The sequence below is a fragment of the Hymenobacter armeniacus genome (assembly GCF_014699055.1).
Lineage (GTDB): Bacteria > Bacteroidota > Bacteroidia > Cytophagales > Hymenobacteraceae > Hymenobacter > Hymenobacter armeniacus.
The window spans coordinates 85,539-101,198 of sequence record NZ_JACXAC010000004.1 but is presented as its reverse complement, the minus strand read 5'-3'; the positions used below and the strand labels follow the sequence as shown (position 1 = coordinate 101,198).

Sequence of the window (15,660 nt, the reverse complement as noted above, 5' to 3'; positions counted from 1 at the left end):
AGCTGGCCCTGAGGCAGAGCCGGCTCCGGCTAGCTAGTTGATGACCACACGCTTGGTGAGGACGTCATTGCCGGCCTTGAGGCGCAGGGTGTACACGCCGGTCGCCAGCTCGGCGGTGGGCACCGTGAAGCGGGCACCGGCCGCGGGCAAGGCCGCTGACTGCGTGCGTACCACCTGCCCGAGGGCATTGAGTAGTTCGGCCTGCACGCTCGTGGCGTTGGCCACGGCCGGCACCAGCACCGTGAAGTTCTCGTGGGCCGGGTTGGGGTATACGCTCACCTGGGCGGCCAGGGCCTCGTTGCGGGTGGCCGTCACCACCAGCAGGCTCACGTTGTCGAGGCCAATGTCGGTGCTGCCGTTGTCGCCGGTGGCGCGGAAACGAATCACGCTCGTAGCGGTGCCGCCTACCAGGGGTATGGTGTAAGAAGTCCAGGTGGCGGCCAGCACCTGCGTAAACAGCGGCGCGCCGAAGGTGGTCCCGCCGTCGGTGCTCAGCAGCACTTCCAGCTTGTCCGTGCCGCTGGTGTTGATGTAGTCAAACTTCAGCCCGGTCCCAGCCGAACCGGCGCTGCTCAAGTTGGCGTAGAGGTCAAAGGTGGCGAATTCGGTCACCGGAGACACGTTGTAGGAATGGTAGCGCGCCGAGAATGAGGACGACGCGCCGTTGGCGTTGCTGCCGGCCGGGGTGTAGCCGCCGTTGGTCGAGCCGCCGGTCCAGCCGGCGGCGGCGCCGTCGTCGTAGCGGCGGAAAGAGGCGTCGGGGTCAGCCCCGGCCGTCATTTTCCAGTTCAGGCTGGGCACGTCGCGCAGGGCGCAGTTGGTTACCCAGGTGTTCTCGAACGTCTGGGTATAGGGCACCGTGGCGTAAGTCGGCGTCACGCAGAGAAAGGCCGTGGTGAAGGTCACCGGCACGGTCGTCGTCGAGCTACCGTTGCCGCCGGAGCAGTTGGTGGTCAGCGTCACGGTGTAGGTGGTGCCAGGGGTCAGGCCCGTCAGGGTGATGGGCGAGGCCGTGGCGTTGGCCTGGGTGGTGGCCGGCGAAGTCGTCACGGTGTAGTTGGCCACGCCGCTGGTCGAGGGCGTGAACGTTACCTGGGCCGTGGTGGTGGTGATGGTGGCCGCGGGCACGGCGACGGCCGTCGGCGGGGTGCAGGTCACGTAGCTCACGTTCACGTTGTCGAGGCCAATGTCGCTGAGGCCGTCGTCGCCGGTGGCGCGGAAGCGAATCACGCTCGTGGCCGTGGCCCCGGGCAGCGGCACGGTGTAGGTGGTCCAGGTGGCGGCCAGCACCTGCGTGAACAGCGGCGCGCCGAAGGTGCCGCCGCCGTCGGTGCTCAGCAGCACTTCCAGCTTGTCCGAGCCGCTGGTGTTGATGTAATCGAAGGTGAGGGTGGGCGTGCCCGTGGTACCGCTTGCGTTCACCGAGAGGTCGAGCAGGCCCTGGCTGCCCACGGGAGCGTTGTAGGCGTGGAAGCGGGCCGAAAACAAGGACGTGGCCCCGCCGGCGTTGCTGCCGGCCGGGGTGTAGCCGCCGTTGATGGTGCTCCAGCCACCGGCCGTGCCGTCGTCGAAGCGGCGCCAGGCGTTGTTGCCCGCCAGCGGCGAGGCACGCCAGTTGGCGTCGGGCACGTCGCGGGTGCCGCAGGCATTGGCCCAGGTAGCTTCAAAGGTCTGGGTATAGGGCAGCGCGGCGTAGGGGGCCGCCGTGCAGGCCGTGGTGAAGGTGGTGGTGACGCTGGCCGAAGTGGTGCTGCCGGCGCAGTTGGTGGTCACGGTTACGGTGTAGGGGGTGTTGGGCGTGAGGCTCGTCAGGGACACGGGCGAGGCCGTGGGGGTGGGCGTAACGGTGGTGGCCGTGCCGCCCGTGGGGGTGTAGGTCACGGTGTAGCTAGCCCCGCCGGCCGGGGGCGTAAACGTTACGCTGGCCGTGGTGGCGGTGATGTTGGCGACGGCCAGGTTCGCCACGATGGAGCAGGTGACGTAGTTGAGGTTGACGTTGTCGAGGCCGATGTCGGAGCTGCCGTTGTCGCCGGTGGCGCGGAAGCGAATCACGCTCGTGGCCGTGGCCCCGGGCAGCGGCACGGTGTAGGTGGTCCAGGTGGCGGCCAGCACCTGCGTGAACAGCGGCGCGCCGAAGGTGACGCCGCCGTCGGTGCTCAGCAGCACTTCCAGCTTGTCCGAGCCGCTGGTGTTGATGTAATCGAAGGTGAGGGTGGGCGTGCCCGTGGTACCGCCCGCGTTGGCGTAAAGGTCGAAGGTGGCAAACTCGGTCACCGGAAACACGTTGCCCGAGTGGTAGCGCGCCGAGAACAAAGACGAGGCCCCGCCCGCGTTGCTGCCGGCCGGCGTGTAGCCGTAGTTGGTCGAGCCGTTAAGCCAGCCGGCGGCGGCGCCGTCGTCGTAGCGGCGGAAAGAGGCGTCGGGGTCGGCCCCGGCCGTCATCTTCCAGTTCAGGCTCGGCACGTCGCGCAGGGCGCAGTTGCTCACCCAGGTGTTCTCGAACGTCTGCGTGTAGGGCACCGTGGCGTAAGTCGGCGTCACGCAGGTGAAGCCGGAGACAAAGCTCACCGTGGCGGTGTTGGCCACGCCCCCGACGGAGCAGTTGCTCACCACGTTCACGGTGTAGGCCGTGCCGGGCGTGAGGCCGGTGAGCACGAGCGGCGCGGCCGTAGTGGCGCTGGTGACGGTGTAGGTGGTGGTGGCGGGCGTGGTGGTCACGGTGTAGTTCGTCACCCCCGAGGCCGGGGCGGTGAACGTCAGGCTGGCCGAGGTGGTGGTGATGGCGCTGATGGCCAGCGCCGTGGGGGGCGAGCAGGCCGGGGTGGTCACAAACCGGGTTTCGGTGGGCAGCGAGGCCCCGGCCGCGTAGTTGGCCACCATGCTCACCGTGTAGGCGGTGCTGGCGGCCAGGCCGGTGAGCGCAAAGGGCGAGGCCGTGACCGTGAACGGACTACCGGGGACGGCTGGCGTCACGGTGGCGGTGTAGGACGTGGGGGCCGTGGTGGCGGCGGCCGGCGCCACAAAGTCGATGGTGGCGGTGCTGACCGCGACGGCAGAGGCCGTGGGCCGGATGGCCGGCAGCTGCGGCGTAGCGGCAGGGGTGTAGGTGAAGGTGAGGCCCGCGGCCGGCACCAGGGTGGGGCCCACCGCCACGGTCGACGAGCTGGTGAGGGCGGCGCCGGTGTTGGTCTGGTCCCAGCCCGCGGCGCTGCGGCGGTTGTTGTAGTCGGTGTTGGCGGCGCCGCGCAGGCCTACTTGCGGGTTGGTGCCGGTGGCCAGGCCCGTGAAGGTGCCGTACACAATGCGGATGACGTTGCTGGTTTCGGCCAGGCGAATCTGGTAGTTCTCGGTGCCGCCCACGCCGCCGTAGGCGCTCCAGTTGGCATACTGCACCACAAACTCGCGGTTCGGGGCCGTGCCCACGGTGGCGGTGCTGATGGCGGCGCCGGCGTTGCTCCGGCCGCCACCATCGAGGCCAAACGCGGCGATGGCACCGGCGTAGCCCGTGCCCGAAGAAATGGGGGTGTAGCCGGTGGCGCTGGGCGCGGTGGCGCCAAACGTCACGTAGCCGTTGGGGGTGATGTTGAGGGCGGTGTAGGCCGTGCCCGCGTAGGTGAACGAGAAGGGCAGCGTGACGGTGGGGTACACCTCGTCGTCGTCGGTGGTGCTGCCGCTAATGGTGGTGCCGCCCGTGATGGGCGCGTAGGTGCCCATGGTTTGGGTGAAGCCGTAGGCATCGGCCCGGGCCTGGGCGTGGCCCAGCAGCGGCAGCAGCCAGACCAGCAGCGCCAGGGTGCCGGCCCAGCCTTTGTTGAAAGACGAGGTGCAGGGTAAGTGATTTATCATGAGAAAAGGACTAAGGGTGGGGAAAAGGGGATGAAACCGAAACGCCCCGCAACAGCAGGCGGCCCGGCCCTAACAGACGCTAATGTAAGTCCTTAATGCCATGTGGTTTATCCGGAGCCGGCAAGTGGGCCGCCGCAGGCGCCGGCCAACGGGCAGCAGCGCTTCGCCAGAGGCAGCGGCCCGGCGCTGAAAACGGGCCCAAAACGTCTTTTCCGGGCAGCGGCCGGGTCAGCGGCAGCGGGCTCCAGGCAAGGCCCCGGGGCCCATCAGCACCCTCCTCCCCTGCTCATTTTTTGCAGAGCAAAGCGCCTGGCCATGCCGCCGCAGGGCCGCGGGCCGCCCAGCTAACGGGCTGGTGGTAAAGCCATGAGACAGTCATGTACAAGCAATTGAATATTCCAGTACCTTGCCGGCGGCCCGACTTGACGGCCGGGCGTTTCTCTACCCAAAACCCCCATCTACACGTTATGGCAAAGGTTAAAAACAACATCGTGACGCAGGGCCTGAGCGGCACGCTCGGCGGCCAGCTGGTGTTCCGGCAAACCAGCCGCGGCACCGTGGTGGGCGTGGCCCCGCAGGCCCCCAGCGGCCCGCCCTCGGCGGCCCAGACGGCCCAGCGCGAGCGGTTCCAGCAGGCCATCATCTACGCCCGCGGGCAGGCCCAGGACCCGGCCGTGCAGGCCGAGTACGCCGACGAGGCCAAGGCCCGCAACCAGCGCATCAGCAACGTGCTGGTGGCCGACTACATGCACGCGCCCGACATTTGGGAGGTGAACATTGAGGCCTACACGGGCAAGGTAGGCGACGTCATCGCCATCACGGCCACCGACGACTACGCGGTGAAGGCCGTGACGGTGCGCATCGAGAACGGCGACGGCAGTCTGGTGGAAGAAGGCGCGGCCGTGCAGCAGGCCGACCCCAACCAGTGGCAGTACACGGCCACAGCCCGCAACGCCACCCTGGCCGGCGACAAGCTGACCGTGACGGCCACCGACAACCCCGGCCACGCCTCGGCCACCACCCGCACCCTCTAAAAAGTCCTATTGCGGACCCGCCCCTGCCAGTATCCGCCGCTCGAAGGATGCTCGGAGGATGCTCGGAGGAGCCCCGGAAGCACCCGCCGCCGGAAAACCCGGCATAGTACTAAAAGCCGCCGCGCCCGCAAGGCGCGGGGCGGGTGGCAGAAGCGAAAGAAGCCCCGGCTGCGTAGGCGGCCGGGGCTTCTTTCGCTTCAGGCCATCTGAGCGTATTAAAAACCCTTCGAAATACGGGTGACTTTTGGAGGCCACCCGGTTTACGAAACTTATCTACTTGGTGCATTTCGTAAACTTTAAATCGTAGACGAGTTTCGTAAACTCGCCAAGTTGTGCAATAGCTCGTTGGTTGCTCATTCTGCTACTATACCAGTAGTTTAGCAAACCGAGGGATTAAAATTCTCCGCCGTCACCGCCAGCAAATCCATCTCCGGGAAGCTGCCCAGCAACGAAAGCGCGTGTTTGGTTAATTCCTGGGGAATGCGGCCCGCGAGGTGTTTTAAGCGGGCTCCGTTGTCCGGAAAAACATCGAAAATGCCGTACTCCCCGGTCGGCAGGCGGAGGGCAAACCACGCGATGGTTTCTTCTTCGGCCAGGGCCAACGGCTGGGCACCTTGTAAAAATTGGACCACCTCCTGTTCGTGGCCCTCCTTCGCTTTAAAGGTCAGCAACAGCCCTTTTGTATTGGGTTTCGCGGGCGGTTGGGAGGGTAGTTTGCTGGCCAGGACCTCCAGTTTCTGGATATCCGGGGCAGTTTCAAATAAGTCGGCGGCCTTTTGCCGCAAAGCGCTGGCAACCGCCCCGTTCAGGTGTGCCTCGCGGGATGCTTCATCGGGGAAGAAATCGACGATGCCGTACTCCGACCGGCCAAATCGAACGGCAAACCAGGCTGTTGTGCCGGCCTCCTGCCGCACTAACGGCAGGGCAGAAGCAAGGAACGCTTCCACCGCGTCGTCTTTGCCATGTTTCGCCGCTAAACGGACGAGTAATCCTTTTGTGGTCATCGCCATGGCTTAATAAATTGGTTAATATGATTCTTTAAATGTAGTAGATTAAAAAGTTAGAACCTAATGGGTTTTTATGCTTGTCTATTCCTACGCTGGGTTTTCCTGTTTTATTCTTTTTTCGCTCAGCCGGGGCAAGGCAAAGTAGGCGTACAGCAGCACCACGGGGACGATGCTCCACGGCACGCTCCACCAACAAACGAGCATGGCCGCCAGGTGCAGCGCCGGGGCCAGGGCGTATTCTGTGGTCAGCAGCCGGATGAGCCGCTTGTCGGTCCCGTCTTCCAACAGTCCCTTCCGGCTGATGGCGTACCACCAGGTGCCGTTGTAGAACAAGGTCATCAGCACCAACGTCCCGTGGTAGACCAGGGCCGCCGTCCGTTCGTCGGGGTGGCCGACCTGCCGGGCCAACAGCCCGGTGGTGAAGGATTGCAGGGTGACGAACAGCAAAAACAAGATGTTCAGCAGCAGCAGGTACTGGTCCGTCTGCTTGATGTACGCGAACATGTTGTGGTGGTTGGACCAGGCAACGCAGATGAAGAGAAAAGACGCCGCGAAGGCCGCGTAGTGCGGCCAGAGCTTGGCCAGTTCCTGCAGCAAGCCCGTTTCCGCGTCGGGCTTGGGCAGGTCGGTGGCCAACAAGGTGGCCGCGATGGCCAACACGGCGTCGCTGAAGTATTCGAGTCGGTCGGTTGGCCGGTGGTTGTGCATGCGAGCTATTTTAACGTTAAATGCCCCGAAACCCAAAACCGCCCGTCGAGCGCCCACCCGCGGCTCCACCGTGAATGTACGCCTTCTTTGGTTAGTAGCCCGCGGTTTACTCCGGATACTCGCCGGGACAAACCCGTAATCTGGGCGGCGTGGGAAAGAAAGCCCGGCAGCGGGCCGGGGCGGTGCCCGTCGGGTCGTCGCCTGCGCGAGGCTGCCGCGGCCGGCGAACCGTGCGGAAGAGGGCCGCACGGCCGGCCGGCCATCGCCTCGCTCGGGGCCACGCGCAGTGGTCTTGTCCGGCAAGCATCACGTTCGGTTGAGTTAAGCCAAAGCCCTGCTGGTTCACGCCAGCAGGGCTTTGGCGCAGCGGAAGGGTTGTTTACACAACGGAGCGTTCTACCTCCATGTTCATTTCGCGACTTAGTACTTCTCGGACAAGATTTCTAGTTGTCTCTGAAAGTCCTTTTCCGCTTCGCTCCGCGGCGTAAGTCCGCGTAGTAGGGCTTGGAAGAACGGCCGTTGGTCCTGGCGCAGCAACCGGAGTTCCTGTTGCCCGGCGCAAATGCGAAAATAGCTGGCTTCTGAGCCGGGACCTGGCATGGTGGTGGCACTCCTTTGCATGAGCGCCAGCAGCTGCGTGTAATAGGCGGCTTCGACTAAAGCCGTAGGCCCACCGTTCCGGTACACGGCGCGGGGGTACTGCTTGCCAAGGAGGCCCACGACAACGGGGTACACGTATTTGTCTTGGGCCGGCGGGTCGTATCGGATGCTAATCAGGTCTGGATACGGGCAGGACGATTCCTGTTCGGCGTACCGTACGTGCCTGGATGTGCTGCATCCCACCACCGCGAAGAATAGGCAAAGCAGTGGAGCAACGAGGCGAAAGGAACGCATTCGGGTAAAGTATACAAAAATGGTAATTTGAGTACACGACGAGTCAGTATCCCCTTTGCGCCCTCAGATTCTCCCGCCCCGGCCACCAGGCCGGCTCCCGGGGCAGCCGCAGTTCCTGGCCCTCGAAGCGGCGGATGCCGTGGGCGGCGCCGCCGAGTTCCTGAAAAGTAGCAGCCACGCACACGCGGTAGTCGGCGTCAATCCAGAATAGGTGGCGGTCGAAGGCGCGGTGCAGGTTGGGGCACAGGGCCAAGCCGTTGGGGAGGGTATCGTCGTGGGTGAGGGCCCAGGGCACGATGTGGCAGGCATCGAGCAGCGGGTAGGGGCTGCTGGCGGTGCTCACCAGATGCAGGCCCGACACGGCGCAGGTGTGGTCGTAGGCCCGCAACACTTCGCGCTTGAAGAGGGCGTTGCGCATGGTTTGGTCGAGCTCATTGGCGGGCTGGAAGTGGGTGCGGTAGAGGGCGGCGGGCTCTTCCAGTATCTGGCGGCGGATTTGGGCCAGCGCGGCCTCGCCGGCACGGGGGCGGCAGCGGGCCTGGGTGGCGGGGAAGTAGCGCGCCAGCAGCGCCTGCTGGAGGGCGGCCCGGGCTTCGGGCTGTTGCGCCAGCTGCCATAGGTCGGCATCGAGGGCGGCGAAGGCCACCACTTCGCGCAAGTGGCGGAAGCTGCGCACCGAGTTGGAGGCGGTGAGCAGCAGCTCCAGGCCGGGCCAGGTGTGCAGGTGCCAGAAGCCGTCGCCGGTGAGGTGATAGAAGGGCAGCGCGAAGTTGGCGGCCGTGAAGTGGGAACCGGTGCTCAGGTCGGTGCAAATGGCGGTGAAGGCCGCGATGAGCTCGGGGGTGATTTCGATGCGGTTGTCGCGGATGCTGCCATCGGCGATGCCGTCGAGCACGGCCAGCAACAGGGCGGGCTTATAGGGCGCCTCGCCGTGGCGAGCGGTGCGGGCGACGCGCAGTTTCTGGAAGCGGCGGAGGTAGGTGGCAAGCATTCGGCGGGCAAGGTATGGGCAGATGCTGGCACCTTACACCCGGCCCGCAGCTGCTTTAGGCGCAGAGTCCACACTCCGCCCCCTCCTACTCACCGCAACAGCCCCTTGATTTCCTGCTGCACGGCTTTGCCCAGGAATATCTCGTGGCCGAGGCCCGGCAGTTCGCGCAGGGTGGCCGGGATGCCCTGCTGCTGCAGCCGCTGGTAATACTCCCGGGTCATGGTCGCCGGGGCGATGGAGTCGGCGGTGCCCACGAGCAGAGCCACCCGCGTGCGGGCCGGGACGCGGGCCAGCACCTGCTCCGGCGACACGCTGGCCACGGGCTGGTCCCAGATGGCCCCGCCCCCCGTGTGGCGCTTCATGTGGGCGCGCCAGGTGGCCACGTTGCAGGGGCAGGCGGCCAGCAGGGCGGCATCGGCCAGGCCGGGGTGGCGGCCCAGCAGGTCGGCGGCGAGGGCGGCTCCGCCGGAGTGGCCGGCCAGCACCACCCGCCCGGCGTGGTAGCGGGCCCGGAGCGTGGTGAGGGCGGCGGCGAGGGCGTCGAGTACGGCGGGGGTGTAGTTGTCGCCGGTGGCTTCGCCGCGCTGGCCGTCGGAATGGTGGCCGGCGGGGTCGGTGTAGCCGGGGCGCAGCAGGGCCACTGCTACCAGGTCGGGGTTGGCCTGGGCGGCCCGTCGGGCCACGGTGTATTGGTAGGCGGGCTTGCTGAAGGGGGCGTCGCCGTGCAGCACGACAAGCAGCGTGGGGTGGGCGCTGAGCTGGGGGCTGAGGTACACCTGCGCCCACAGCCGCTGCCCGGCGGCGCCCACCCACTGGCCGGGGGCGGCGGCGGGGGTGCTGGCGTGGTCGGGCTGGGACTGGCAGCCGGCCAGGGCCAGCAGGCCCGCGCTGGTGGCCAGGAGGTTTCGGAGGGTTCGCATGGCGTAAATAACGGCGTCAGGCCCCGTTCCAGGGCGGGGCGGGTGCCGGCTTGTTTCGCTGCTGCGGCGGGTTGTCGGGCGTCGGCTACCGAGCCGGCTCTTCGACGCGATGGAGGCTGTGTGGCGGGCGTCCATCCCAAGCTATGGTTACTCCAGTTGCGGCAGAGCCGGGAATTGGCAGGGGCAATGCTTCGGCTTTGTGCCGGCGGGGCGCCTCACCCCCGGCCCCTCTCCTCGGGGAGAGGGGAGCCTGACGATTGCAAACCACAACAAACGGCTGCGCCGCCGTGGCTCCCCTCTCCCCGAGGAGAGGGGCCGGGGGTGAGGCGCCCCGTCGGCACAAAAAAAGGCCCCGGCATGTGCCAGGGCCTTTTTGCCTGCTCAGCGGCGGCTTACTCTTTCACCAGCTTCAGCGTCTGGGTACCGGCGGGAGTGGCCAGGTGCAGCACGTAGAGGCCGGCGGGCAGGCGAGCAAAGGCGGGGCTGTCGAGAGTGGGCTGGCTGGGGCCGGCGGTCAGGGGGCCCAGCTCCTGGCGCAGCACCGGGTGGCCCAGCATGTCGGTGAGCGTGAGGGTGGCCGCGGCGGCGGCCCGGGGCAGCAGCAGGCTCAGGTGCAGGGCTTGCCGGCAGGGGTTGGGCCAGGCCAGTAACGGGCCGGCGGCCGCGTCGAACTGCACGGTGCGCACGGGCGAGAAGCTTGCCGGCCCGCCCTGGTCCAGCTGGCGCAGGCGGTAGTAGCGCAGGCCGGTTTTGCCGGCTTCGCGGTCGGTGAAGGCGTAGCGGCGGGGACCGGCGCTGCTGCCAGCGCCCGCCACGGAGCCCAGGGTGCGGAAGTGCTGGCCGTCGGGGCTCACCTGCACGTCGAAGCCCTGGTTGTCGTGCTCGGTGGCCGTGGTCCAGCTCAGTAGCACGTCGGCGCCCTCGCGCAGGGCCTCGAACCGGGACAGCTGCACGGGCAGCGGCGCGGCAGCGGCGCCGATGGCCAGCAGGCCCAGGGGCGTCGCGGTGGCCGGGCCGATGAGGGTGCGGGCCGGGGCCGGACTCACCACGGTGGCGAAGTACGTGCCGTAGCCGCTGTTGTCGGCGGCGCGCGGGCTGATGCGCTGGGCGGCTTCGTTGGGGATGGTGCCCAGCAGGGCGGGGTCGTAGGCCAGGGTGGGCTGGTAGGTGTAGCCGCTGCCATCGGCGGTGGCGTCGCTGAACTCGAAGTAGGCGTTGGCGTAGCGGGCGCCGGCCAGGAAGGGCGCGGGCGGGTTGGTGCCCGAGTAGTAGCGGGCCAGCACGCTGCCGGGCACGGTGCCGGTGCTGCCATACGTAAGGCGGGCCAGGGTGCGCCCGCCGAGCGAGAACACCTGGGTACCGCCCAGGGCCGGCGCAGCCGACACGGCCAGGGCCGGCGGCAGGGCCGTGGGCGTCACTTCAAACGCGCCGAGGTCGGGGGCGCCGGCGGGCACGGTGGTGGGGCGCGGGGCGCCCACGTAGTCGGTGCCGATGCCGGCCACCTGCGTGCCGGTGCCGTTGGCGTACCAGGCGGCGGGGTTGGCGGCGTTCGGGAAGAAGTCGCCGGCGGCGGGGTTGGCAAACAGGTTGGCGGCGGGCAGCGTGGTGGTGGTTTCGCTCAGGCTGCTGCCGTCGCCGCCGGTGGCGGTTTTCCAGTCGGCAAAGGAGTAGGCCGTGGCGCCGTAGAGGCCCACTTTGGCGGCATCGGCGGCGATGAGTAGGTTGTAGTCGGAGGTGTTGGTGCCGGGGTTGGTCGTCGAGCCCACGAAGCCGGTGGTGGAGGCGGTGGCCAGGGCGTAGTTGCTGCCGCTGCCCGTGCGGGCGTTGTAGAAAATGTTGTTGCGCAGCGTGGTAGCGCCGGTGCTGGTCCGGTAGCAGGCCGCGCTGCTGCCGGGGCCGGTGCCGCCCAGGTACACGGTGTTGTGGTAGGCGTTGATGGCGGTGCCGGCGGTGAGGTACAGGCCGGCCACGGCGGGGCTGCCGGTGCCGGCCGGGGCCGTGAGGGTGGCAATGATGTTGTTGCTGAGCGTGTGGCTGGGACCGCCCGCCACCTCGATGCCGTAGACCGCGCCCGTGCTGCTGGTGCTCAGGTTGGTCACTTTGTTGGCGGTGGTGCTGACGGCGCCGCCGGGGGCACTGGCGGCCGGCAGGTACATGCCGTACACCGCGGCGCCGCTTGTGGTGCTGAGGTTGCTGATGATGTTGCCTAGGATGGTGCCCGAAAAGAAGGTATTGCTGGTGCTGACGGGCACGCCGGTGTTGCCGCTCAGCGTGAGGCCCACCGTCTGCCCGGCGCCGCTCAGGTTCTGCACCGTGTTGTTGGCCAGCGTGCCGCTCACGGCGGTGCCGCCCGCCCACAGGCCCACCATAGGGCTGGCCCCCGTGGAGGAAATGCCCCCGCCGCTGGCCAGCGACCCGATGACGTTGTCGCTCACCTCATAGGCAATGCTGCTGGTGCCGGCGCCGGTGGCCGTGGCCAGCGACTCTATTCCCACAAAGCTGCCCAGCAGCGTGAGGCCGCTGACGGTGTTGTTGCGGATGGTGTGCGTACCGGCCGTGGTGGCGAAGCCGATGTTGAAGTAGCCGGTGGTGCCGCCCGCGCCGGTGCGGGTGAGGCCGGTGAAGGAATTGCCCTGCACCAGCAGGTTGGCGGCCGTGGCGATGTTGACGGCGTTGCTGTTGTTGATGAATAGCACCGAGCCCGTCGAGGCCGTGCGGCTGTTCTGGTAGCGGTTGTTGCTGATGGTGACCAGGGCCGACGACGCCCCGGTGGCCAGCACAAACGTCATGTTGCCGGTGCTGGCCGTGCTGCTGCCCAGCAGCGTGTTGTTGTCGATGGTCAGCGTGGAGGAGGTGGCGGCGTAATTGGCAATGCCCGTAAAGTCTGAGCTGAACGTGCCGCCCGTGCGGGTGCCCGTGTAGGTCAGCGTGTTGTCGCTGAAGGTGGCCGCGCCGGTCAGTGGCGAACCCGCTGAGTTGCTGATGCCAATGGGCGAAGACGACGTGACGCCCGCCGCGGTAGCCAGCGCAAAGTCGAGGGCGTTGCCGTTGAAGCTGGCCGTGCCGCCCACCGTGCCGCCCTGGTTGACAACCCCTGTCATCGTGCTGCTGATGGTGGCTCCGCCGTTGGCGATGGCGAAGGAAAAGGTATTGTTGTTGATGGCCAGGCTGCCCGGCACGGCCACGGTGTTGAAGATGCCCAGCAGCGACCCAGAGATGTTGCCCACCGTGGCCGGGGCGGCCGGCACGGTGTGGCTGATGACATTGCCGCTCATCGACAGCACTCCGCTCACGGCCCCACCGTTGTACACGGCCTGGCACGCGGCGGAAATGGCGCTCGTGCTGGTATTGGTCAGGGTGTAGGCCACGGTGTTCGTGTTCAGGGCCAGGCTGGGGGCGGCTCCGCTGTTCACCACCCCGAAGTAAGCGCTGCCGCTGGCGGCGATGGTGCCCGTGCCCGAATTGCTCACGGCGTAGTTCACTGCGTTGTTGCTGAGCGAAGCAGCTCCCGTCACGGGGTTTTGGCAGTTCACGCCCCGGGCGGCCACGTCGAGGCTGCTGCTCGACGTGTTGCTCAGGGTGAAGGTCACCTGGTTGTCGTTCATGTTCAGTGCCCCGCCCACCGGGCCCTGGCAGCTCACCCCGTGCGCCGCCCCGCTGATGGGGGAACTGGCCGCTGTGCTGCTCAGCGTGTAGGTTACCTGGTTGCCGTTCATGTTCAGCCCGCCGATGGCGCTGATGTTGCTGCTGAGCACCATGTAGCGGCTGCTGGCGCTGGCCACGCCCCCGCCCGCCGCCAGGGTGTAGCTCACCGCGTTGTTGTTCAGGGTTGCGGTGCCCGTGCCCGTGTGGCCCGAATACACGGCCGTGGCCGTGACGCTGGTGGTGGCCGTGGGGGCTTGCACCAGCGTCACGGCGTTGTTGTTCAGGGTAATGTCGCCGCTGGCGCCCAGCGTCAGGTACACGCCGTACAGGGAGCTGGCCGTGGCGACCCCGCCCCCGCCCGCGTTGTCCAGGGTGTTGAAGCTGGCGTTGGGGCTTTGCTGGTTGGTGGCGCGGATGCCGAAGGCGATGACGCCCGACGCGCCCCCGTAGTTGCGGATGGTGTTGCCGGTGCTGGCCGCCTGGCCCCCGAAGTCGTTGTTTTGGTCGGCCAGGCTATACGGGGCCGCGTCGCCGTAACCCGTCACGAAAATGCCCGACTGGGTGTTGAGCAGCGTGTTGGCGTAGAACTTATTGCTAGAGTTGCTGCCGGCCGCCGAGGTGGGCGTGACGGCCGTGCCCGTGGGCGTGGTCAGGGCCAGGTACACCCCATACAAGCCGGTCGTGGCCGACCCGCTGCCCGAGCGGTTCATCGTGACCTTGCAGTTCTGGATGGTGTTGTTTTGGCAGCCGTTGGTGGCCGAGGCGCGGAAGAAAGCATAGCCAAATTCCGACGCTTTTATTTGGTTGTTGTTCGTGGCCGGGTCGAGCAGGTCGATGCCGTCGAAGGTCACGTAATCGGCGCCGCTCAGGCGCACGATGCCGTCCAGCGCATTCGAGGAGCCCACCGGCGCGGTAATCAGCGGGTTGGTGCCGCTGCCCGCCTTCCGGAAAACGATTTGCCCGGTGGCCCCGCCCGTGCCCTGGGCCGTGAGGGGCGGCAGGCCGCCAGACGGCGCCGTTTCGGCGTAGCCGGCGGCCACGTTTACCGTCACGCCCCCATTGGGGAAGCTGCTGTTGATGTCGTTGATGGCCGCCGCGAAGTTGGCGTAGTCGCCCGGCAGGGTTTTGACGGTTTGTGCCCAGGCGCCGGAGCTGCTCAGCAGCAGGGCCAGCAGGGCCAGCGGTTGGCGCCAGCGCCCGGCGGCGGGCTTCGTACCTGTCGAAAAGAGGGTGTCGGTGTAGCTTGTTTTCAATGATGCTGGGAAAAAGGTGTACCCTGCAAAGCTAAAGCAGCCGCCAGGAATCTGCTGATGGCCAACCCAATTGGCATTTCCTCAAACGGCCTAGGTAGGGAGCCGCCGTTCTCCGGGGCAGCCGCAGTGGCGGGCCGTGGCGGCAATTGGCCCGCCCAGGCAGACCATTTACGATGCCCTGGGGGGCTTGTGGAGCGCTCGCCAGTTCGGAGATTCTATATCACCCAAACAATAATAAATAGCGCCCCACGCCGTACTTTTCGGTCAAAACCGCGCTGCTTATGACCTTCCGCCCCGTTCTGGCCGCTCTGCTGGCTTTGTTGCTGCTCACCGGCTCGCTTCGCGCCCAAACGCCCCTGGGTCAGCCCTCGCTCGATGAGAGCAAGGTGCAAATCTGGTGCGCCACGGTGCGCTTCGTGTACGACGACGCCGGCCGGCCCAACCTCAAAAGCACCGTGCGCTGCGAAGGCGGCAACCTCGACGCCCTGGCCGCCAGCATCCGGCCCGACAGCCTGCGCGTGTACAGCCTGCTCTACCAGCCCATTGAGGGCCGCGGCGCCATTTACCAAGGCAAGAAGGACAACCCCGCCCGCCTCGCGGCCCTCACCAAGGCCATTGTGAGCAAGCTGAAAGGCTCGCCGGCCCGGCGCAAAGACCCCGCCCGCATGGCCCGCGTGGAGGCCCTCGAAACCGCCCTCACGCATTACGTGGAAAGCGGCACGCCGCTCGGCGACGTATCGGCGGCCATGGCGCCCGAAACGGCCGACACCACGGCCACTCCCGGCGCGCTGGGTCCGGCCGAGGCCGCCGAACAGGCCGCCGCGGCCGACCGCGACGCCGACGCAACGGCCGCCGCCTTGCCCACAGCCGGGCCGGGCAGCCTGCTCTTCCGCTTCGCCGCGCCGCTGGCGCTCATTCTGGCCATTCTGAGCCTGGTGTTGTACGTCATGCTGCGCATCACGCTGGGGCAGTGGCGCCGGCAGCAGCGGCGCGAAACCCTGGTGGCCAAGCAGGCCGCCGCCGCCGCCACGGCCGCCGCCACCGAAACCAGCGCCGCCGTGGCCGACTCGGTGGCCCGCGTGAAACGGGCCGAAGCCTTGGTGCTGGCCGCCTCCGAAACCCGCGCCACGCCAGCCTCCACGCCGGCCCTCGACCAACTCAGCCCCGCCCAGCGCCTGGAAGTGGAGCGCCTGGTGAGCCAGCGCGTAGACGAGGAGCTGCGCTGGCTGCGCGCCAACCTGCCCGAGCTGGTGGCCGCCGCCGTGGCCGTGCCCGGGCCGCCGGCCGCATCTGCTGAAGCTGGGCCCGCTCCCGGCACAGAGCGCCAGGGCCCGGTGGCCGACGACGTGCAACTGGATTAGC

Annotated in this window: 8 protein-coding genes; 2 read left to right on the top strand and 6 right to left on the bottom strand. The window is 67.5% G+C overall.

Annotated features, from left to right (window positions below; all coding sequences use genetic code 11):
- Nucleotides 1–33: 33 nt before the first annotated feature.
- On the bottom strand, nucleotides 34–3,846 hold the full coding sequence (locus IC234_RS11920; RefSeq protein ID WP_190924846.1) for a fibronectin type III domain-containing protein: 3,813 nt from the start codon (nucleotides 3,844–3,846) through the stop codon (nucleotides 34–36).
- A 467-nt stretch (nucleotides 3,847–4,313) separates the two neighbouring features.
- On the opposite strand from IC234_RS11920, the gene IC234_RS11915 reads away from it, so the two are divergent.
- Nucleotides 4,314–4,880: a hypothetical protein gene (locus IC234_RS11915; RefSeq protein ID WP_190924844.1), complete on the top strand. Its 567-nt coding sequence runs from the start codon at nucleotides 4,314–4,316 to the stop codon at nucleotides 4,878–4,880.
- Between the two features lie 377 nt (nucleotides 4,881–5,257).
- Here the strand turns inward: IC234_RS11915 and IC234_RS22275 are convergent, their stop codons facing one another.
- The 5 genes from IC234_RS22275 to IC234_RS22070 form a co-directional block, all read right to left on the bottom strand.
- Nucleotides 5,258–5,890: a putative quinol monooxygenase gene (locus IC234_RS22275; RefSeq protein WP_223827645.1), complete on the bottom strand. Its 633-nt coding sequence runs from the start codon at nucleotides 5,888–5,890 to the stop codon at nucleotides 5,258–5,260.
- Between the two features lie 84 nt (nucleotides 5,891–5,974).
- Nucleotides 5,975–6,595: a TMEM175 family protein gene (locus IC234_RS11905; RefSeq protein ID WP_190924842.1), complete on the bottom strand. Its 621-nt coding sequence runs from the start codon at nucleotides 6,593–6,595 to the stop codon at nucleotides 5,975–5,977.
- Nucleotides 6,596–7,532: 937 nt separating this feature from the next.
- Entirely contained in the window at nucleotides 7,533–8,480 is a 948-nt protein-coding gene (locus IC234_RS11900; RefSeq protein WP_190924840.1) for an HNH endonuclease, read from the bottom strand.
- 89 nt (nucleotides 8,481–8,569) lie between these two features.
- The gene (locus IC234_RS11895; protein WP_190924838.1) at nucleotides 8,570–9,400 is read right to left on the bottom strand and encodes an alpha/beta hydrolase family protein; all 831 of its coding nucleotides are present in this window, start codon (nucleotides 9,398–9,400) and stop codon (nucleotides 8,570–8,572) included.
- 392 nt (nucleotides 9,401–9,792) lie between these two features.
- Nucleotides 9,793–14,298, bottom strand: a complete 4,506-nt coding sequence (locus IC234_RS22070; protein WP_190924835.1) for a beta strand repeat-containing protein — start codon at nucleotides 14,296–14,298, stop codon at nucleotides 9,793–9,795.
- A gap of 281 nt (nucleotides 14,299–14,579) precedes the next feature.
- On the opposite strand from IC234_RS22070, the gene IC234_RS11885 reads away from it, so the two are divergent.
- Nucleotides 14,580–15,659 (top strand): hypothetical protein, encoded by a 1,080-nt coding sequence (locus IC234_RS11885; protein ID WP_190924833.1) that lies wholly within the window; start codon nucleotides 14,580–14,582, stop codon nucleotides 15,657–15,659.
- Nucleotide 15,660: the final 1 nt, after the last annotated feature.

Coding starts and splice junctions, on each gene's coding strand:
- IC234_RS11920 (WP_190924846.1), bottom strand. CDS start 3,846: ATGATAAATCACTTACCCTGCACCTCGTCTTTCAACAAAGGCTGGGCC.
- IC234_RS11915 (WP_190924844.1), top strand. CDS start 4,314: ATGGCAAAGGTTAAAAACAACATCGTGACGCAGGGCCTGAGCGGCACG.
- IC234_RS22275 (WP_223827645.1), bottom strand. CDS start 5,890: ATGGCGATGACCACAAAAGGATTACTCGTCCGTTTAGCGGCGAAACAT.
- IC234_RS11905 (WP_190924842.1), bottom strand. CDS start 6,595: ATGCACAACCACCGGCCAACCGACCGACTCGAATACTTCAGCGACGCC.
- IC234_RS11900 (WP_190924840.1), bottom strand. CDS start 8,480: ATGCTTGCCACCTACCTCCGCCGCTTCCAGAAACTGCGCGTCGCCCGC.
- IC234_RS11895 (WP_190924838.1), bottom strand. CDS start 9,400: ATGCGAACCCTCCGAAACCTCCTGGCCACCAGCGCGGGCCTGCTGGCC.
- IC234_RS11885 (WP_190924833.1), top strand. CDS start 14,580: ATGACCTTCCGCCCCGTTCTGGCCGCTCTGCTGGCTTTGTTGCTGCTC.